Raw genomic sequence first — 18,778 nt, forward strand, 5'->3', positions numbered from 1 at the left:
AAGCAGACCAGGCTAGTCGACAGATGTTTCAAATTGGCGTGAATGATCGTCCCCACGCTTTGCGTGGGGGGACGCGGAGCGTCCCTTGAGGCATTCCCACGCGGAGCGTGGGAACGATCAATGTCAGGCGACGAAGATTACGCGCCTGGAACGAAGTGCTTCTGCGCCGTGCCGCGGGCGATCAGGCGGGAGATGTAGTCGAGCTTCTGCGCGTCCTGGTCAACGAAGCGGAAGGTCAGTTGCAGCCAGTCACTGTCGGGTTTCGGCTCGTGGGCGACGACGGCGTGCAGGTAGCCGTTGAGACGGGCGATTTCGGCGTTGTCGCCCTGCTCCAGGTCCAGCACGGCGCTGTCGAGGACCTGAGGCAGGGTGTCGGTGCGTTTCACCACCAGCAGCGCTTCCTTGATGCTCAGGGCCTTGATCACGCATTGCTGGGTGCCGCTCGGCAGGCGCAGCTGGCCCTGACCGCGACCACCGGCCGGAGCGCTGGAAGCTGCCGGGGCTTTCACGGGCGGGCTGTTGAGCAGGCCGCGCTGCGGCGCGGCGGCAGGTGCCGGGGCCGCAGCGGCAGGCTTGGCAAACGGGTTGGCCGCAGCAGCAGTCGGTGCGGAACCGGCTACGGCAGCCTTGCCGCCGGTCAACGCGCTCAGGGAGTCGTTGCCGAATGCCGAGTTCATCTTGGTCGGAGCGCTGTTCATCAGGGTGTCGAGCTTGCCGACCTTGTTCAGGGCCTGCTTGACCTTGGTCAGCAGTTGCTCGTTGGTGAACGGCTTGCTGACGTATCCGGTGACGCCGGCCTGGATCGCCTGCACAACGTTTTCCTTGTCGCCCCGGCTGGTGACCATGATGAACGGCATGGTCTTGAGGTTGTCCTGCTCACGGCACCAGGTCAGCAGTTCGAGGCCGGACATTTCCGGCATTTCCCAGTCGCACAGCACCAGGTCGAAGGCTTCCTTGGCCAGCATGGCCTGAGCCTTCTTGCCGTTGATGGCGTCCTCGGCGCGGATCCCCGGGAAGTAATTACGCAGGCACTTTTTCACCAGGTCACGAATGAACGATGCATCGTCCACGACCAACACACTGATCTTGCTCATCCAACACCCCTATTAAAATCCCGGCAAGCATAACGCTGGCTGATGGCACATTGCCAAAACTCTTCAGTCACGCCGGGACTTTTCGTTCGCGGGTGCTGCTTTTTAATTCGCTCTTCAACTCGGATCCGCTTTCTGAAAGCAGAAACAAAAACGCCCGGCCAAAGGGCCGGGCGCTTTTCTCAGGCAATCTTACTTATCGTCAGCATCGTCCGGAACATTAGCGGTTTCGCCACTTGTCCCTTCAACTTCTTCCTTCATGCGCTTGAGGCCCATGTGGCGCACGTCGGTGCCGCGCACCAGGTAAATCACCAGCTCCGAGATGTTGCGCGCATGGTCGCCGATCCGCTCCAGCGAACGCAGTACCCAGATAATGCTCAAGACCCGCGAGATAGAGCGCGGGTCTTCCATCATGTAGGTCGCCAGTTCGCGCAGGGCGGTCTTGTATTCGCGGTCGATGATCTTGTCGTACTGCGCCACCGACAACGCCAAGTCGGCGTCGAAACGGGCAAAGGCGTCCAGCGCATCACGCACCATGTTGCGCACCTGGTCGCCGATGTGGCGCACTTCGACGTAACCGCGCGGCGCTTCACCCTCTTCGCACAGCTGAATCGCACGACGGGCGATCTTGGTCGCTTCGTCGCCGATGCGCTCCAGGTCGATCACCGACTTGGAGATGCTGATGATCAGACGCAGGTCGGACGCCGCCGGCTGACGACGGGCCAGAATGCGCAGGCATTCTTCGTCGATGTTGCGTTCCATCTGGTTGATCTGGTCGTCGATCTCGCGCACTTGCTGGGCCAGGCCCGAGTCGGCCTCGATCAGCGCGGTGACCGCGTCGTTGACCTGCTTCTCGACCAGCCCGCCCATGGCCAGCAGGTGGCTGCGCACTTCTTCCAGTTCGGCGTTGAACTGCGCGGAAATGTGATGGGTAAGGCCTTCTTTACTAATCATGTTGGCGTCCTTGGAGCGTCCGGTAAGGTGCGAGCGTCAATTCAGTGAGCGACAACCAGTGTCTGCTAGCCGTAACGACCGGTGATGTAGTCTTCGGTCTGCTTCTTGGCCGGATTGGTGAACAGGGTATCGGTGTCGCCGAATTCCACCAGTTTGCCCATGTACATGAATGCCGTGTAGTCGGACACCCGCGCTGCCTGTTGCATGTTGTGGGTCACGATGACGATGGTGAACTTGGATTTGAGCTCGTAGATCAGCTCTTCGACTTTCAGGGTCGAGATCGGGTCGAGTGCCGAGCACGGTTCGTCGAGCAGCAGCACTTCCGGTTCCACGGCGATGGTACGGGCGATCACCAGACGCTGTTGCTGACCACCGGACAGGCCGAGGGCCGAGTCATGCAGACGGTCTTTCACTTCGTCCCACAGGGCCGCGCCCTTGAGTGCCCACTCGACGGCTTCATCGAGGATGCGCTTCTTGTTGATGCCCTGGATGCGCAGGCCGTAGACCACGTTTTCGTAGATGGTCTTGGGGAACGGGTTCGGCTTCTGGAACACCATGCCGACCCGGCGACGCAGCTCGGCCACGTCTTCGCCCTTGCGGTAAATGTTGTTGCCGTACAGGTTGATCGCGCCTTCGACGCGGCAGCCGTCCACCAGGTCGTTCATGCGGTTGAAGGTACGCAGCAGCGTGGACTTGCCGCAGCCGGACGGGCCGATGAAGGCGGTCACGCGCTGTTTCGGGATGTTCATGCTGACGTCATACAGCGCTTGTTTGTCGCCGTAGAACAGGCTCAGGCCCGGCACTTCGATGGCCACGGTTTCCTGCTCGAGGTTCAGGCTCTGCTTGTCGCGGCCCAGGGCAGACATGTTGATGCCGTGGGTATGTGTTTCGTGCTGCATGGGAGATCCCCTGTGCTAACAAATTCGGTTCGTTTTTTGTGGGAGCCAGCCTGCTGGCGATTCAGGCAACGCGGTGTCTCTGTGAATCCGCGGTGATGCCTTCGCGAGCAAGCTCGCTCCCACATAGAAATCAGTGCTGCAAATCAGCTGTCCAGCGCCTTGTACTTCTCGCGCAGGTGGTTACGAATCCACACTGCCGACAGGTTGAGCACGGCAATCACCAGCACCAGCAGCAACGCGGTGGCGTACACCAGCGGTCGTGCGGCTTCGACGTTCGGGCTCTGGAAGCCGACGTCGTAGATGTGGAAGCCCAGGTGCATGATCTTCTGGTCCAGGTGCAGGTACGGGTAGTTGCCGTCCACCGGCAGCGACGGCGCCAGTTTCACCACACCCACCAGCATCAGCGGCGCCACTTCACCCGCGGCACGGGCCACGGCGAGGATCATGCCGGTCATCATGGCCGGGCTGGCCATTGGCAGAACGATCTTCCACAGGGTTTCAGCCTTGGTCGCGCCGAGAGCCAGCGAGCCCTCGCGCACGGTCCGCGGGATGCGCGCCAGACCTTCTTCAGTGGCCACGATCACCACCGGCACCGCCAGCAGTGCCAGGGTCAGCGACGCCCAGAGCAGGCCCGGCGTACCGAAGGTCGGTGCCGGCAGCGCTTCCGGGAAGAACAGACGGTCGAGCGAACCGCCCAGCACGTAGACGAAGAAGCCCAGACCGAACACGCCGTAAACAATCGCCGGAACGCCCGCCAGGTTGTTCACCGCAATCCGGATAACCCGGGTCAGGGTGTTCTGCTTGGCGTATTCACGCAGGTAAACCGCCGCCAGCACGCCGAACGGGGTCACGATCATCGCCATGATCAAAGTCATCATCACGGTGCCGAAGATCGCCGGGAAAATCCCGCCTTCGGTATTCGCTTCACGGGGGTCGTCGGAGAGGAATTCCCAGACCTTGTTGAAGTAGAAACCGATCTTGGTCATCGTGCCCATGGCGTTCGGCTGGTAGGCGTGAACCACTTTGCCCAGGCCGATTTCGACTTCCTTGCCGTTGGCATCGCGAGCGGTCAAAGCGTCGCGGTTGAACTGTGCGTGCAGATCGGTCAGACGGGCTTCGACGTCCTGATAGCGGGCGTTCAGCTCGGCACGTTCGGCGTCCATGTCCGCTTGCGCGGTGGCGTCGAGTTTGCCTTCCAGTTCCAGTTTGCGACCGTGCAGACGGATGCGCTCGAGACCGGCGTTGATCGCGCCGATGTCGGTTTTTTCCAGCGACTTGAGCTGCGCGGCGAGGCCATTCACGCGGTTGATCCGCGCTTGCAGCTCAGGCCAGGCCGCTTCACCTTCGGCGATCACCTTGCCGTCCTGCTTGACGTTGACCAGGTAGCCGTAGAAGTTGCCCCACTCACGGCGCTCCAGCGCCATCAGCTCCGGCGGGTTCGTCTGGTTGGTCAGCCACTCGCCGACGATCCAGGTGAAGTCGTTGCCGTTCAGGTCACGGTTGCCAACCTTGATCAACTCGCGGGTCATGAATTCCGGACCTTCGTCAGGCACCGGCAGGCCGGCGCTCTTCAGACGGGCGCGCGGCACTTCTTCTTTCTGCACCACTTCGCCCACGACCAGATGCTGGCCCTGGCCGGGTACGTCATAGCTGGCGTGGATCAGATCCGCCGGCCAGAAGTGACCCAGACCGCGCACGGCGATCACCGCCAGCAGGCCAATGGTCATGATGACCGCGATGGACACCGCGCCACCGCTGATCCAGACGCCGGGGGCGCCGCTCTTGAACCATCCTTTCAGGGAGTTCTGTTTCACAGACTTCTACCTTTCTTAAAGCGACGAGTATTTCTTGCGCAGACGCTGACGAATCAGTTCCGCGAGGGTGTTCATGATGAAGGTGAACAGCAGCAGCACCAGCGCCGAGAGGAACAGCACGCGGTAGTGGCTGCCGCCGACTTCCGACTCCGGCATTTCCACCGCGACGTTGGCGGCCAGGGTGCGCAGGCCTTCGAACAGGTTCATTTCCATGACCGGGGTGTTGCCGGTGGCCATCAGCACGATCATGGTTTCGCCGACCGCACGGCCCATGCCGATCATCAGCGCCGAGAAGATGCCCGGGCTGGCGGTCAGGATCACCACGCGAGTCATGGTCTGCCACGGCGTGGCACCGAGGGCCAGCGAGCCCAGGGTCAAGCCGCGCGGGACGCTGAACACGGCGTCTTCGGCGATCGAGTAGATGTTAGGGATCACCGCGAAACCCATGGCCAGACCGACCACCAGTGCGTTGCGCTGGTCGTAGGTGATGCCCAGGTCGTGGGAGATCCACAGGCGCATGTCACCGCCGAAGAACCAGTTCTCCATGAACGGGCTCATGTACAGCGACAGCCAGCCCACGAACAGAATCACCGGGATCAGCAGCGCACTTTCCCAGCCGTCCGGGACTTTCAGGCGGATCGATTCAGGCAGGCGGCTGAAGGTGAACCCGGCGAGCAGAATGCCGATCGGCAGCAGCATCAGCAGGCTGAAGATACCCGGCAGGTGCCCTTCCACATACGGTGCGAGGAACAGACCGGCGAAGAAGCCGAGGATCACCGTCGGCATCGCTTCCATCAGTTCGATCACCGGCTTGACCTTGCGGCGCATGCCCGGGGCCATGAAGTACGCGGTGTAGATCGCAGCGGCGACGGCCAGCGGAGCAGCCAGCAGCATCGCGTAGAACGCGGCTTTCAGGGTGCCGAAAGTCAGTGGCGACAGGCTCAGTTTCGGCTCGAAATCGGTGTTGGCCGCAGTCGATTGCCAGACGTATTTAGGCTCGTCGTAGTTCTCGTACCAGACCTTGCTCCACAGCGCGCTCCACGACACTTCCGGGTGCGGGTTGTCGAGCAGCAGCGGTTGCAGCTTGCCGCCGGCTTCGACGATCACGCGGTTGGCCCGTGGCGACAGACCGAACAGGCCCTGGCCTTCGACCACCTGATCGACCAGCAGGGTGCGATGCGCGGTGCTGTGGAACACGCCGAGCTTGCCGCTGGCGTCCAGGGCCAGGAAGCCTTTGCGACGCTCCTCAGCGGTAATTTCAACGATCGGCGTGGTGCCCATCTGGAAGGTGCGGATCTGCTTCAGGCGCAGCTCGCCATCGGTGTCGCGAGCCATGAACCACTGGGCCAGGCCACCCTTGGAATCGCCGACGATCAGCGAGATGCCACCCACCAGTTGGGTGGCGGCAGTGACTTCGGCTTCGCCGTTTTCCAGCAATTTGTAGCGACCGTTGAGGCTCTTGTCGCGCAGGCTGAACACGTCGGCCTGGGCACGCCCGTTGACCACGTACAGCCACTGCTGGCGCGGGTCGACGAAGATGTTTTTCACAGGCTCGGTCATCTGCGGCAGATCGATACGCTTCTGCTCGTTGGTGACTTCGCCGGTCATCATGTTTTCTTCGCTGGTCAGCGACAGCACATTGAGTTGCGAACCGGTGGAGCCGACCAGCATCAGGGTCGAGTCGGTGGCGTTGAGGCTGACGTGCTCCAGTGCACCGCCGCTCTCGTTCAGCGCAATCGGCGCTTCGCCGTACGGGAACTCGATCGCCGGGGTGATGGTTTTCTTGCCTTCCGGGTAGCTGACTTTATAGGTGTGACGGAACACCAGCGCCTGACCGTTGGACAGGCCCACGGCCACCAGCGGATGGCCCGGCTGGTCTTCGCCGATGGAGGTCACACTGGTGCCTGCCGGCAAAGGCAGATCGACGCGCTTCAATTCAGCGCCACTGTCGATGTCGAAGAACAGCGCCTGGCCCTTGTCGGAAACGCGCATGGCCACCTGATTCTGCTCTTCGAGCGAAATCATCAGCGGCTTGCCGGCGTCCTGCATCCAGGCCGGGGTGATTGCATCTTTCGCGGTCAGGTCAGCACCTTTGAACAGCGGCGCAACCACATAGGCGAGGAAGAAGAAGATCAGGGTGATGGCTGCCAGCACCGCCAGGCCGCCGACGAGGACGTACCAGCGAGTGAAGCGATCCTTGAGCGCGCGAATGCGGCGCTTGCGTTGCAACTCAGGCGTATTGAAGTCAATGCGCTTGGGAGGGTTCGTAGTCATTTTGGAATTGGCCAGATCATTCATGCGCACACCCTAGCGATCCTGTATGACAGAAAGATGACAATGCAGTGACGCACCAAATCCGCCGCCAGCAGGGCACTGGCAGTGGATAGAAGAATTCGGGGAGTGTGGGGCCGGGCCGCTTGCGGGCCGGGCCCCACACATGAGTCAGGCGGGGTTCACCCCTGACTCAGTTTGTTACTTTTTTGCGACTTCAGCGCCGCCTTCCTTCAGACCCAGGTCAGCCAGTGCTTTTGCAGCAACCTTGGCTGGCAGTGGGATGTAACCGTCTTTCACGACCACTTCCTGACCCTGTTTCGACAGAACCAGTTTCACGAACTCGGCTTCCAGCGGGGCCAGAGGCTTGTTCGGGGCTTTGTTGACGTATACGTACAGGAAACGCGACAGCGGGTACTTGCCGTTCAGGGCGTTTTCTTCGCTGTCTTCGATGAAGTCAGTGCTGCCTTTCTTCGACAGAGCAACGGTTTTCACGCTGGCGGTCTTGTAGCCGATGCCCGAGTAACCGATGCCGTTCAGCGAGGAGCTGATCGACTGCACAACCGAAGCCGAGCCTGGCTGTTCGTTGACGTTAGGCTTGTAGTCGCCTTTGCACAGGGCTTCTTCCTTGAAGTAGCCGTAAGTGCCGGATACCGAGTTACGACCGAACAGTTGAACCGGCTTGTTGGCCAGGTCGCCGGTCACGCCCAGGTCACCCCAGGTTTTCACGTCGGTCTTGGCGCCGCACAGACGGGTGGACGAGAAGATCGCGTCAACCTGTTCCATGGTCAGGTGCTGGATCGGGTTGTCCTTGTGCACGAATACAGCCAGGGCGTCCACGGCAACCGGGATAGCGGTTGGCTTGTAGCCGTATTTCTGCTCGAAGGCCGCCAGTTCGGTGTCCTTCATCTTGCGGCTCATCGGGCCCAGGTTGGAGGTGCCTTCAGTCAGCGCAGGTGGCGCAGTGGCGGAGCCTGCGGCCTGAATCTGGATGTTTACGTTCGGGTATTCTTTTTTGTAGTTCTCAGCCCAGAGGGTCATGAGGTTGGCCAGGGTATCGGAGCCGACGCTGGACAGGTTGCCCGACACACCAGTGGTCTTGGTGTAGCTCGGGATAGCAGGGTCAACAGCGGCAACCGCGTTGGCAGTCGCAACGCCAGCAGCGACAAAAGTCATTGCCGCCATCAAACGCTTCAGTTTCATGCCTTACTCCTAGCAGATAGGGTGTGTTAAGTCGGGGCCAAGTATCAGCAGGCCGTGTGAACACTCTATGGCTGAAATATGACAATTGGATGAAAGGCCAGCATGTCGTGACAGATCGTTCCCACGCTCTGCGTGGGAACGCCGCCATGGACGCTCCGCGTCCGCTTCAAGACGTGACGCGGAGCGTCACAGGATGCATTCCCACGCAGAGCGTGGGAACGATCAGCGTGAGGGGAATTTAGCGACCTTTGCTCCACAACCACGCGCCGACCAGGATCCCCATCCCGCACAGCACCGCTACATAGTAGGCAGGCCCCATCGCGCTTTCTTTCAGCAGCAGGCTGACGACCATCGGGGTCAGGCCGCCGAAGATCGCGTAAGCGACGTTATAAGAAAAGGACAGACCACTGAAGCGCACGACCGGCGGGAACGCTTTCACCATCACATACGGCACCGCGCCGATGGTGCCGACCAGCAGTCCGGTCAGCGCATACAGCGGGAACAGCCAGTCCGGGTGATCGACGAGGCTGTGATAGAAGGTCCATGAGCTGGCCAGCAGCGCCGTGCAACCGACCACGAATACGCGTCCGGCACCGAAGCGATCCGCCAGTGCGCCGGAAATGATGCAGCCAAAGCTCAAGAAAACGATGGCAAGGCTGTTGGATTGCAGCGCGGTGGTCGGCGAAAAGTGATAGACCGTTTGCAGCACGGTCGGGGTCATCAGGATCACCACGACGATCCCGGCGGACAGCAGCCAGGTCAGCAGCATCGACACGGCGATGGCCCCGCGATGGTCACGCAGCACTGCACGCAGCGGCACTTCTTCGGCCAGCGCCTTGCGCTGTTGCAGTTCGGCGAACACCGGAGTTTCATGCAGCCAGCGACGCAGGTAGACCGAGAACAGGCCGAACACGCCACCCAACAGGAACGGGATCCGCCAGGCGTAATCCGAAACTTCCGTTGGCGTATAGATGCCGTTGATCGCAGTGGCGACCAGCGAGCCGAGCAGGATGCCAGCGGTCAGGCCGCTGGTCAGGGTGCCGCAGGCATAGCCGATGTGCTTGCCGGGTACGTGTTCGGAAACGAAGACCCACGCCCCCGGAACCTCACCGCCAATCGCAGCGCCCTGGATCACCCGCATCAACAGCAACAGGATCGGCGCCCACAGGCCGATCTGCGCGTAGGTCGGCAGCAGGCCCATGATCAGGGTCGGCACGGCCATCATGAAAATGCTCAGGGTGAACATCTTCTTGCGCCCCAGCAGGTCGCCGAAGTGCGCCATCACGATCCCGCCCAGCGGCCGCGCGAGGTAACCGGCGGCGAAGATGCCGAAGGTCTGCATCAGGCGCAGCCACTCGGGCATGTCGGCCGGGAAGAACAATTTGCCGACCACGGTGGCAAAGAACACAAAGATGATGAAATCGTAAAACTCCAGCGCGCCCCCCAGGGCCGATAGCGACAGAGTCTTGTAGTCATTGCGGGTCAACGGTCGTGCGGGTTGGTCGGGCTGCGCGAGGCTCGAGGGCGCTGTGGTCATGGCAAGGTCTTCTCTTATAGTCGGATCTGCCGCCACAACAACGCTGGCTGTGGCTCGGGCAGGTTCGGCACCATAGCAAATTGTTCGAAAAAGCACATAGAGACGCGTATTTGCCGGTCGAAATGAGAACCGGACGGTCGTCGCGGAGTCTACCGACCGATATACTCGCAACCTTGCTCCGGTTTGTAAGGGGTTGCTGTGCGAAAACGCCGTTGGCCCGACCCTTGCTCGGGATTAGCCGGTTTCGCAGAGTTTCTCCTTAGGCGCCTGATGGAAAACGTGACGAACGTAGTATGTTCGGTGCTGAATCGTTTTTCCCGAAGACGGCTACCACCAGCAATACCCAACGAAGAGTCACGGGTCAGAGGCACCCCAGGCATGATAGAGCTCGAACAAGAAGATCCGATCCCGCAAGGCGACCTGGCCCTGCAAATCACCGCACTTCCCCGCGAAACCAACGGCTTCGGCGATATTTTCGGCGGCTGGCTGGTGGCGCAGATGGACCTGGCAGGCACTGCCATGGCCAGCCGCGTCGCCGGTGGCCGTGTCGCAACCGTCGCCATCGACCGCATGGCTTTTCTGGTGCCGGTGGCTGTCGGCGCGCAATTGTCCTTTTATACCCAGACCCTGGAAATCGGCCGCAGCTCGATCCAGATGATGGTCGAGGTGTGGAGCGACGACCCGCTGTCCAGCGAGTGGCGTAAAGTGACCGAAGCCGTGTTCGTGTTCGTTGCCATCGATGGCAGCGGTCGCACCCGTTCGGTTCCGCCGCGCGCCTGTTAAACCTCGCGGCCGTTTCACGGTCGATAGTCGTCCAAGTTGCTGATCGAGAGTTGCCCCATGAACACGCCCAACGTTGAAGCCGTGAAACTGGATGAACTGAACTGCTGGCGCATCCGCCACGGTCAGGCCGAAGTGCTGGTGGCCCAGCAAGGCGCGCACATCCTCAGTTATCAGGTAGACGGCCAGCCGCCACTGATCTGGCTGAACGACAAGGCCGTGTTCAAGACCGGCAAGAGCATCCGCGCCGGCGTGCCGGTGTGCTGGCCGTGGTTCGGCATCTTCGCCCGCAACCCGCAGAGCGTGCAGGCGATGCGCACGAGCGAAGAACCGGCCGGGGCCCACGGATTTGTCCGGGCGATGGATTGGGAACTGGGCGGCATCGAAGCCGAAGGCGAAAGCCTGAAAGTGGAATTCAAGCTGCCTTACCCCGAGGGCGGTTTTGCGGAATGGCCGCATCAGGTCGACCTGACCCTGACCCTGCGCCTCGACGATCAGTTGCACATCAGCCTGACCAGCCACAACCGTGGCACCGACACCGTCAGCATCAGTCAGGCGCTGCACAGCTATTTTGCGGTCAGCGATGTGCGCAACGTGCGCGTCGAAGGCGTGAATGGCCTGGACTACATCGAGACCCTGGATGACTGGAAGACTCACACCCAGCAAGGCGATCTGCGTTTCGCCGCAGAAACCGACCGCATCTACCTCGACGCCCCACCGCAATTGAGCATCATCGACCCAGCCTGGGAACGACGCATCGTGCTGAACACCACCGGCTCACGCACGGCGGTGATCTGGAACCCGTGGATCGACCGCGCCGCCGCGCTCAGCGACATGGATAACGACGGCTGGCAACGCATGCTGTGCATCGAGACGGCGAACGTGATGAACGATGTGATGAACCTGGCGCCGGATGCCAGCCACACCCTGGGTGTGAGCGTCGGCAGCCAGCCCCTCTGAAAACAAAAATCGCAGCCCTGGGGCTGCGATTTTTTTTGCGGGTCGCAATTACAGATCCGATTCCTGCACCACCCGCACCTTGTCCGCGTCCAGCGCATACGCCGCATCGGCCAGGTCATTGCTGACCTTTTCGATCTTCAGCGTGCCGGTCACCCACAGCGGCGTGTAGATGTCATCCAGCTTCAAGCCTTTTGGATAACGCACCAGCACCAGTTGATTCGGCGGCGGTGGCGGCACATGAATGCACGCGCCCGGATACGGCACGAGGAAGAACAGCGTGCTGCGCCCCTTGGCGTCGGACTCCAGCGGCACCGGATAACCGCCGATACGGATGTGCTTGTCGTTCATCGACGCCACGGTCTTGGTCGAATACATCACCGCCGGCAAACCCTTGGCCTGCTTCATCCCGCCTTTCTGGGTGAAGGTGCCGGTGGCTTCCGGGGAGTTGTGGTCGATTTCAGGCATGGCCTCAAGGGCTTTCTGATCCGACTTGGGCATCAGTTCCAGCCAGTCGGTTTCCGGCAGATCGCCGGCGTGAGCCAGACCGCTGCCCAGCAAAAGGAGAGTCAATAGAAGACGGCGCATGGAGGTGCTCGGTAAAGGATGCTCGAATAAGGAGGGAACGCTGAATCGCCGAGCATTCTAGCCCTCCCTGCCGGATTGGCAGAGAGGGCTTTGTCGCTTTGGATCAGTTCTTTTTGATCAGGCCGTAGATCACCAGCAGGATGATCGCGCCGACCAGCGCGCCGATGAAGCCTGCGCCCTGACCCGCCTGATAGATGCCCAGGGCCTGGCCGCCGTAAGTGGCTGCCAGCGAACCGCCGATACCGAGCAGGATGGTCATGATCCAGCCCATGCTGTCATCGCCCGGTTTCAGGAACCGCGCCAGCAGGCCGACGATGAGGCCGATAAAGATGGTTCCGATAATTCCCATGGCATTTCCCTCTGAATAGTAGATATGCCCAAGCCTAGTCAGACTTTGGCATCCTGCCATGAGAGAGCGGCGGCCCCTTAATGGTTCCGCCGCTGCCAGATGAAACTGTCGTTACTCGGCGATCAGCGCTTCGACCTTGAGGATCTGCTGCTCGAGAGTCGCCTTGTCCTTGCAGCGCAGATTGGCGTGACCGACCTTGCGCCCGGCCTTGAAGGCCTTGCCGTAGTGATGCAGGTGGCAATCGTCGATGGCAATGACCTTCTCGACCGGCGGAACCACACCGATGAAGTTGAGCATCGCGCTCTCGCCGACCTTGGCAGTCGAACCCAGCGGCAGACCGGCAACTGCTCGCAGATGGTTTTCGAACTGGCTGCACTCGGCGCCTTCGGTGGTCCAGTGCCCGGAGTTGTGCACGCGCGGAGCGATTTCGTTGGCCTTGAGGCCACCGTCGACTTCAAAAAACTCGAACGCCATCACGCCGACATAATCCAGTTGCTTGAGCACGCGGCTGGAATAGTCTTCGGCCAGCGCCTGCAGCGGGTGATCGGAGCTGGCGACCGACAGCTTGAGGATGCCGCTGTCGTGAGTGTTGTGCACCAGCGGATAGAACCTGGTCTCGCCATCGCGGGCGCGCACGGCGATCAGCGACACTTCACCGGTGAATGGCACGAAGCCTTCCAGCAGGCAAGGCACGCTGCCCAGTTCGGCGAACGTACCGACCACGTCTTCCGGCTTGCGCAGGACTTTCTGGCCCTTGCCGTCATAACCCAGGGTGCGGGTTTTCAGCACGGCCGGCAGACCGATCGAAGCAACGGCGGCGTCCAGGTCGGCTTGCGACTGGATGTCGGCGAATGCCGGGGTCGGAATCCCGAGGTCCTTGAACATGCTCTTTTCGAACCAGCGGTCGCGAGCGATGCGCAGGGCTTCGGCACTCGGGTAGACCGGTACGAATTGCGAAAGGAAGGCCACGGTTTCGGCCGGGACGCTTTCGAACTCGAAGGTCACCAGATCGACTTCATCGGCCAATTGGCGCAGATGATCCTGATCGCCGTAATCGGCCCGCAGGTGTTCGCCCAGCGCAGCGGCGCAAGCGTCCGGCGCAGGGTCGAGGAAAGCGAAGTTCATGCCCAGCGGGGTGCCCGCCAGGGCCAACATGCGACCCAACTGGCCGCCACCGATTACACCGATCTTCATCTCAACAACCTCAGGCAATACGTGGGTCTGGATTGTCCAGGACGCTGTCTGTCTGCTCGGCACGGAAGGTCTTCAGTACCGCGTGGAATTGTGGATGCTTGGCGCCCAGGATGCTCGCCGACAACAGCGCGGCGTTAATCGCGCCCGCCTTGCCGATGGCCAGAGTCGCAACCGGAATACCGGCCGGCATCTGCACGATCGACAGCAGCGAGTCGACGCCCGAGAGCATGGCCGACTGCACCGGCACGCCCAGCACCGGCAGGTGGGTCTTGGCCGCACACATGCCTGGCAGGTGGGCTGCGCCACCGGCACCGGCGATGATCACCTCGATGCCGCGGCCTTCAGCCTCTTCGGCGTACTGGAACAGCAGATCCGGGGTGCGATGGGCGGAAACCACCTTGACCTCGTAAGGGATGCCGAGCTTTTCCAGCATATCGGCGGTGTGGCTAAGGGTGGACCAATCGGACTTGGAGCCCATGATCACGCCAACCAGTGCACTCATCGTCGCGCCTCTTCTCTCTGGGCGCCCGCAGGCGCGTCAAAAACAACAAGCCACGCAGGATGCGTGGCTTGTTGTAGGAAAAATGGCCGGACGAACCGGCCGAAGGCCGCGCAGTATACCGCAAAGAAAGCAATAAACAGCCCCCGTTGCGACCATCTGTCAAATGAGCCAAAGCCCCGGTTTTATTGACTCAAAGGTCAGCGCCAGCGCATTCAGGAAGATTGTGCGGCACCGCCTTCCAGCTTGCGCCACAACAACCGCACATTAGCCTTGCGCACCAGCGCACAGCGGTACAGGCGAATCTCCAGCGGCACATGCCATTGCGGACCACCGCAGATCACCAGTTCGCCCCGGGCCAGTTCGTTCCGCACACTCAACTGCGGAACCCAGGCAATGCCGAGGCCTTCCAGGGCCATGCTTTTAAGGCTGTCAGCCATAGCGGTTTCATAGATGGTGGTGAAGCGCAGCTGACGCTGACGCAGCAATCCGTTTACCGAACGCCCGAGAAACGCCCCGGCGCTGTACGCCAGCAACGGCACACTGCCCTCGCCTTCCAGATCGAACAGCGGTTTGCCGTTGGCATCCGCCGCACACACAGGAAGCATTTCGGTGTGGCCCAGGTGCAGCGACGGGAAGATTTCCGGGTCCATCTGCATGGCCGCGTCCGGGTCATAGAAGGCCAGCATCAGATCGCAGCCACCTTCACGCAGCGCGTGCACTGCGTCGCCGACGTTGGTCGCCACCAGCCGCGTGGCGATGTTCAGGCCTTCGTTGCGCAGTTGCGCGATCCAGCGCGGGAAAAAACCGAGGGCCAGCGAGTGCGCCGCCGCGACCTGGATCACTTCGCCCTGCCCGCCTTCCAGATGATGAAGATGGCGCAGCACTTCACCGAGCTGCTCGACCACGGTGCGCGCGGTCACCAGGAACAGTTGCCCCGCCGCTGTCAGCTCGACCGGCGTACGCGAGCGGTTGACCAGCGTCAGGCCCAGTGCTGCCTCCAGGCTGCGGATCCGCCGACTGAACGCCGGCTGGGTCACGAAGCGCCGCTCGGCCGCCTGCGAGAAGCTGCGGGTGGCGGCCAGAGCACTGAAGTCCTCGAGCCATTTGCTTTCCAGATTCATCACGTCCTCCCGGACACGCACCAAAACGGGTCACACGTCTGCCGCGCACGCGGCGTCACACGGGCATTATGCCGAATGTGCATAGGGCAGTGTTTAACAGCATTGGCCCAAAAACTCCCACAAGCCTAGCATTCGCAGCGTTCCGGCACAGACCGGGTCCATATCGAGATGATTTCTATCATGTCCTCCGCTGCATCATTCCGCACAGAAAACGACCTGCTTGGCGCCCTCGAAGTCCCTGCTCAAGCGTATTACGGCATCCAGACCCTGCGAGCGGTGAACAACTTCCGCCTCTCGGGCGTTCCGATTTCGCACTACCCGAAGCTGGTTGTCGGTCTGGCGATGGTCAAACAGGCCGCCGCTGACGCCAACCGTGAGCTGGGCCATCTGAGCGAAGCCAAGCACGCTGCCATCAGCGAAGCCTGTGCACGTCTGATCCGCGGTGATTTCCACGAAGAGTTCGTGGTCGACATGATTCAAGGTGGCGCCGGTACCTCCACCAACATGAACGCCAACGAAGTGATCGCCAACATCGCGCTGGAAGCGATGGGTCACCAGAAGGGCGAGTACCAGTACCTGCACCCGAACGACGACGTGAACATGGCGCAGTCGACCAACGACGCCTACCCGACCGCGATCCGTCTGGGTCTGCTGCTGGGTCACGACGCGCTGCTGGCCAGCCTCGACAGCCTGATTCAGGCATTCGCGGCCAAGGGTGAAGAGTTCAACCACGTCCTGAAGATGGGTCGTACCCAGCTGCAAGACGCCGTGCCGATGACTTTGGGTCAAGAGTTCCGCGCCTTCGCCACCACCATGAGCGAAGACCTGGCCCGTCTCAAAACACTGGCTCCGGAAGTCCTGACCGAAGTGAACCTGGGCGGCACCGCGATCGGCACCGGCATCAACGCCGACCCGCGCTATCAGGCCCTGGCCGTAAAGCGTCTGGCGCTGATCAGCGGTCAGCCGCTGGTTCCAGCCGCCGACCTGATCGAAGCCACCTCCGACATGGGCGCCTTCGTGCTGTTCTCCGGCATGCTCAAGCGCACCGCAGTCAAGCTGTCGAAGATCTGCAACGACCTGCGTCTGCTGTCCAGCGGCCCGCGCACCGGCATCAACGAAATCAACCTGCCGGCGCGTCAGCCAGGCAGCTCGATCATGCCAGGCAAGGTCAACCCGGTCATCCCGGAAGCCGTGAACCAGGTGGCCTTCCAGGTCATCGGTAACGATCTGGCGCTGACCATGGCAGCCGAAGGCGGCCAACTGCAACTGAACGTGATGGAGCCACTGATCGCTTTCAAGATCCTCGACTCGATCCGTCTGCTGCAACGCGCCATGGACATGCTGCGCGAGCACTGCATCGTCGGCATCACCGCCAACGAAGCGCGCTGCCGTGAACTGGTCGAACACTCGATCGGTCTGGTCACCGCACTGAACCCGTACATCGGCTACAAAAACGCCACCCGCATCGCCCGTATCGCCCTTGAAAGCGGCCGCGGCGTGCTGGAACTGGTGCGCGAAGAAGGTCTGCTCGACGAAGCCATGCTCGCCGACATCCTGCGCCCGGAAAACATGATTGCTCCGCGTCTGGTGCCTCTGAAGGCCTGATCCGACGCGTTACTTGTAGCACCGCTCACCAGGTCGAGGGACTAGACACCTCTCACCTTTTGAGGGCTTGGGGAGCATTCCCCGAGCCCTTTTTTTTAACTGTTTGAACCTGAGAACCGTATGTATGGAAGCTGGCCGCAAACCGGCTCCCAGACAAGCCCGACGCCGGTAACGTCGGGTGTTTCAAAGCTTCGTTTCGTCGCTTGCACCACAACCGTGCAGACGGGCGCCGCACTGATCGGTATAGTGCCGCCCCTCTTCGCGTGAGCGGTCGTCGGTAACGAGGCCATAACCCATGCGAAACCCGAACTAATAACAAACCCGCGATATGGATCCGGGACGAAACCCTCGCCTCGCCCGTTGTGCCGCGCGCACACCGGTGTAACGCGATGTTTCCGACCATCCAGCATTTGCTTACACAATAAACAGCGAGGAAAAATCCATGCTCGAAGTCATCAACGACTTCCTCTCAGGGAAAGTACTGATCGTGCTCATTGTCGGGCTCGGTAGCTACTTCACGATTCGCTCGCGTTTCGTTCAATTGCGCCACTTCTTCCACATGTTCGCGGTGTTCCGCGACAGCCTCAAAGGCAACGCCGGGCAGCTCAGTTCGTTCCAGGCCCTGATGCTCAGCCTTGCCGGCCGCGTCGGTGCGGGCAACATCGCCGGTGTCGGCATCGCCGTGACCCTCGGTGGTCCGGGTGCGGTGTTCTGGATGTGGGTGACCGCTCTGGTCGGCATGTCCAGCAGCTTCTTCGAATGCACCCTGGCCCAGGTCTACAAGCGCGCCGACGGCGACGGTCTGTACCGTGGCGGTCCGGCTTACTACATCCAGCACGGCCTGAAACTCAAAGGCATGGCGGTGGTGTTCTCGATTCTGCTGCTGGTCACCTACGGCTTCGCCTTCATCGGCCTGCAGTCCTACACCGTGACCCACTCGCTGCAAAACGCCTTTGCCTTTGACCCGCAACACACCGGCATCGTCCTGGCTGTGCTGCTGGCCATTACCTTCATCGGTGGCATCAAGCGTATTGCCTCGGTGTCCGACCTGCTGGTACCGATCAAGACCCTGGCCTACATCGGCGTGACCCTGTACGTGATCGGCACCCAGATCGAACACGTGCCAGCCATGCTGGAAACCATCTTCAAGAGTGCCTTCGGCCTCGACCCGGCTTTCGGCGGCCTGCTTGGCAGCGCCATCGTCATGGGCGTGAAGCGTGGCGTATTCGCCAACGAAGCCGGTCTGGGCAGTGCGCCGAACGTCGCCGCCGTGGCCGCCGTGAAGCACCCTGGCGCTCAAGGCGTGGTTCAGGCGTTCAGCGTGTTCCTCGATACTTTCGTGATCTGCACCTGCACCGCGCTGCTGATCCTGCTGTCGGGCTTCTACACCCCGGGGTTCGAAGGTGACGGCATCGTCCTGACCCAGAACTCGCTGGCCGCCGTGGTCGGTGACTGGGGCCGCCTGTTCGTCAGCGTCGCGCTGTCGCTGTTCGTCTTTACTTGCATCCTCTACAACTACTATCTGGGCGAAAACAGCCTGCAATTCCTCACCCGCAACCGCGCTGTGCTGATGACGTTCCGCGGTCTGGTGCTGGCCCTGGTGGTCTGGGGTTCGATGCAGGATCTGTCGACCGTGTTCGCCTTCGCCGACATCACCATGACCTGCCTGGCCTTCGTCAACCTGATGGCCCTGGCCATGCTGTTCAAGGTCGGCATGCGCGTGATGCGCGACTACGATGCGCAGCGCCGCGCCGGCGTCGACCAACCAGTGTTCGACTCCAGCAAGTTCAGCGACCTGGATCTGGACCTCAAAGCCTGGCCTGTCAATCCGTCGGCCGACACCCAGGCCAACACTCAGCCGCAAGGCATCCCGGCAGCGCAACGCTGATCGGGTAAAAACCGGGCGCAGCTCT

General features: G+C 61.4%; 16 protein-coding genes. 4 read left to right on the top strand and 12 right to left on the bottom strand.

Annotated features, from left to right (window positions below):
• Positions 1-137: 137 nt before the first annotated feature.
• From AC1MDC_RS16010 to AC1MDC_RS16040, 7 genes are all read right to left on the bottom strand, one after another.
• Positions 138-1,094: a response regulator gene (locus AC1MDC_RS16010; protein ID WP_480393325.1), complete on the bottom strand. Its 957-nt coding sequence runs from the start codon at positions 1,092-1,094 to the stop codon at positions 138-140.
• Between the two features lie 189 nt (positions 1,095-1,283).
• Positions 1,284-2,045, bottom strand: a complete 762-nt coding sequence (gene phoU, locus AC1MDC_RS16015; protein WP_085696759.1) for a phosphate signaling complex protein PhoU — start codon at positions 2,043-2,045, stop codon at positions 1,284-1,286.
• A 65-nt stretch (positions 2,046-2,110) separates the two neighbouring features.
• The gene (pstB, locus tag AC1MDC_RS16020) at positions 2,111-2,944 is read right to left on the bottom strand and encodes a phosphate ABC transporter ATP-binding protein PstB (RefSeq protein ID WP_085696757.1); all 834 of its coding nucleotides are present in this window, start codon (positions 2,942-2,944) and stop codon (positions 2,111-2,113) included.
• A 143-nt stretch (positions 2,945-3,087) separates the two neighbouring features.
• The gene (pstA, locus tag AC1MDC_RS16025) at positions 3,088-4,758 is read right to left on the bottom strand and encodes a phosphate ABC transporter permease PstA (RefSeq protein WP_085696755.1); all 1,671 of its coding nucleotides are present in this window, start codon (positions 4,756-4,758) and stop codon (positions 3,088-3,090) included.
• A gap of 15 nt (positions 4,759-4,773) precedes the next feature.
• Positions 4,774-6,807 (bottom strand): ABC transporter permease subunit, encoded by a 2,034-nt coding sequence (locus tag AC1MDC_RS16030; protein WP_170929696.1) that lies wholly within the window; start codon positions 6,805-6,807, stop codon positions 4,774-4,776.
• A 423-nt stretch (positions 6,808-7,230) separates the two neighbouring features.
• Positions 7,231-8,232 (bottom strand): phosphate ABC transporter substrate-binding protein PstS, encoded by a 1,002-nt coding sequence (locus AC1MDC_RS16035; RefSeq protein WP_085696751.1) that lies wholly within the window; start codon positions 8,230-8,232, stop codon positions 7,231-7,233.
• 238 nt (positions 8,233-8,470) lie between these two features.
• Positions 8,471-9,769 carry an MFS transporter gene (locus tag AC1MDC_RS16040; protein ID WP_085702296.1) on the bottom strand — a complete coding sequence of 433 codons (1,299 nt, stop codon included), beginning with the start codon at positions 9,767-9,769 and terminating at the stop codon, positions 8,471-8,473.
• Between the two features lie 378 nt (positions 9,770-10,147).
• Between AC1MDC_RS16040 and AC1MDC_RS16045 the strand changes: the two genes are divergently transcribed.
• Positions 10,148-10,552, top strand: coding sequence for an acyl-CoA thioesterase (locus AC1MDC_RS16045; RefSeq protein ID WP_085696748.1), 405 nt, complete (start codon positions 10,148-10,150; stop codon positions 10,550-10,552).
• A gap of 57 nt (positions 10,553-10,609) precedes the next feature.
• Positions 10,610-11,509, top strand: coding sequence for a D-hexose-6-phosphate mutarotase (locus tag AC1MDC_RS16050; protein ID WP_480393326.1), 900 nt, complete (start codon positions 10,610-10,612; stop codon positions 11,507-11,509).
• A 48-nt stretch (positions 11,510-11,557) separates the two neighbouring features.
• Here the strand turns inward: AC1MDC_RS16050 and AC1MDC_RS16055 are convergent, their stop codons facing one another.
• The 5 genes from AC1MDC_RS16055 to AC1MDC_RS16075 form a co-directional block, all read right to left on the bottom strand.
• Positions 11,558-12,094, bottom strand: a complete 537-nt coding sequence (locus AC1MDC_RS16055) for a DUF3299 domain-containing protein (RefSeq protein ID WP_085696744.1) — start codon at positions 12,092-12,094, stop codon at positions 11,558-11,560.
• A gap of 103 nt (positions 12,095-12,197) precedes the next feature.
• Positions 12,198-12,443, bottom strand: a complete 246-nt coding sequence (locus AC1MDC_RS16060) for a GlsB/YeaQ/YmgE family stress response membrane protein (protein ID WP_085696742.1) — start codon at positions 12,441-12,443, stop codon at positions 12,198-12,200.
• A gap of 111 nt (positions 12,444-12,554) precedes the next feature.
• Positions 12,555-13,637 carry a 5-(carboxyamino)imidazole ribonucleotide synthase gene (locus tag AC1MDC_RS16065; RefSeq protein ID WP_085696741.1) on the bottom strand — a complete coding sequence of 361 codons (1,083 nt, stop codon included), beginning with the start codon at positions 13,635-13,637 and terminating at the stop codon, positions 12,555-12,557.
• A 10-nt stretch (positions 13,638-13,647) separates the two neighbouring features.
• Entirely contained in the window at positions 13,648-14,139 is a 492-nt protein-coding gene (purE, locus tag AC1MDC_RS16070; protein ID WP_007954291.1) for a 5-(carboxyamino)imidazole ribonucleotide mutase, read from the bottom strand.
• A gap of 212 nt (positions 14,140-14,351) precedes the next feature.
• Positions 14,352-15,260, bottom strand: coding sequence for a LysR substrate-binding domain-containing protein (locus AC1MDC_RS16075; RefSeq protein ID WP_085702292.1), 909 nt, complete (start codon positions 15,258-15,260; stop codon positions 14,352-14,354).
• Positions 15,261-15,440: 180 nt separating this feature from the next.
• On the opposite strand from AC1MDC_RS16075, the gene aspA reads away from it, so the two are divergent.
• Together aspA and AC1MDC_RS16085 are read left to right on the top strand one after the other, a co-directional pair.
• Complete coding sequence (gene aspA, locus AC1MDC_RS16080) at positions 15,441-16,865, top strand: aspartate ammonia-lyase (RefSeq protein ID WP_085696738.1); 1,425 nt, start codon at positions 15,441-15,443, stop codon at positions 16,863-16,865.
• A 442-nt stretch (positions 16,866-17,307) separates the two neighbouring features.
• On the top strand, positions 17,308-18,753 hold the full coding sequence (locus tag AC1MDC_RS16085) for an alanine/glycine:cation symporter family protein (protein WP_480393327.1): 1,446 nt from the start codon (positions 17,308-17,310) through the stop codon (positions 18,751-18,753).
• The last annotated feature ends 25 nt before the right edge of the window (positions 18,754-18,778 follow it).

It is taken from the genome of Pseudomonas sp. 1 (genome assembly GCF_056626735.1).

Excerpts from the sequence above, each read along its gene's own strand:
- AC1MDC_RS16065 (WP_085696741.1), bottom strand. The coding sequence starts at position 13,637 with ATGAAGATCGGTGTAATCGGTGGCGGCCAGTTGGGTCGCATGTTGGCC.
- AC1MDC_RS16050 (WP_480393326.1), top strand. The coding sequence starts at position 10,610 with ATGAACACGCCCAACGTTGAAGCCGTGAAACTGGATGAACTGAACTGC.
- AC1MDC_RS16060 (WP_085696742.1), bottom strand. The coding sequence starts at position 12,443 with ATGGGAATTATCGGAACCATCTTTATCGGCCTCATCGTCGGCCTGCTG.
- AC1MDC_RS16055 (WP_085696744.1), bottom strand. The coding sequence starts at position 12,094 with ATGCGCCGTCTTCTATTGACTCTCCTTTTGCTGGGCAGCGGTCTGGCT.
- AC1MDC_RS16010 (WP_480393325.1), bottom strand. The coding sequence starts at position 1,094 with ATGAGCAAGATCAGTGTGTTGGTCGTGGACGATGCATCGTTCATTCGT.
- AC1MDC_RS16030 (WP_170929696.1), bottom strand. The coding sequence starts at position 6,807 with ATGCAGGACGCCGGCAAGCCGCTGATGATTTCGCTCGAAGAGCAGAAT.
- AC1MDC_RS16045 (WP_085696748.1), top strand. The coding sequence starts at position 10,148 with ATGATAGAGCTCGAACAAGAAGATCCGATCCCGCAAGGCGACCTGGCC.
- AC1MDC_RS16075 (WP_085702292.1), bottom strand. The coding sequence starts at position 15,260 with ATGAATCTGGAAAGCAAATGGCTCGAGGACTTCAGTGCTCTGGCCGCC.
- AC1MDC_RS16085 (WP_480393327.1), top strand. The coding sequence starts at position 17,308 with ATGCTCGAAGTCATCAACGACTTCCTCTCAGGGAAAGTACTGATCGTG.
- phoU (WP_085696759.1), bottom strand. The coding sequence starts at position 2,045 with ATGATTAGTAAAGAAGGCCTTACCCATCACATTTCCGCGCAGTTCAAC.
- purE (WP_007954291.1), bottom strand. The coding sequence starts at position 14,139 with ATGAGTGCACTGGTTGGCGTGATCATGGGCTCCAAGTCCGATTGGTCC.
- pstB (WP_085696757.1), bottom strand. The coding sequence starts at position 2,944 with ATGCAGCACGAAACACATACCCACGGCATCAACATGTCTGCCCTGGGC.
- aspA (WP_085696738.1), top strand. The coding sequence starts at position 15,441 with ATGTCCTCCGCTGCATCATTCCGCACAGAAAACGACCTGCTTGGCGCC.
- AC1MDC_RS16035 (WP_085696751.1), bottom strand. The coding sequence starts at position 8,232 with ATGAAACTGAAGCGTTTGATGGCGGCAATGACTTTTGTCGCTGCTGGC.
- AC1MDC_RS16040 (WP_085702296.1), bottom strand. The coding sequence starts at position 9,769 with ATGACCACAGCGCCCTCGAGCCTCGCGCAGCCCGACCAACCCGCACGA.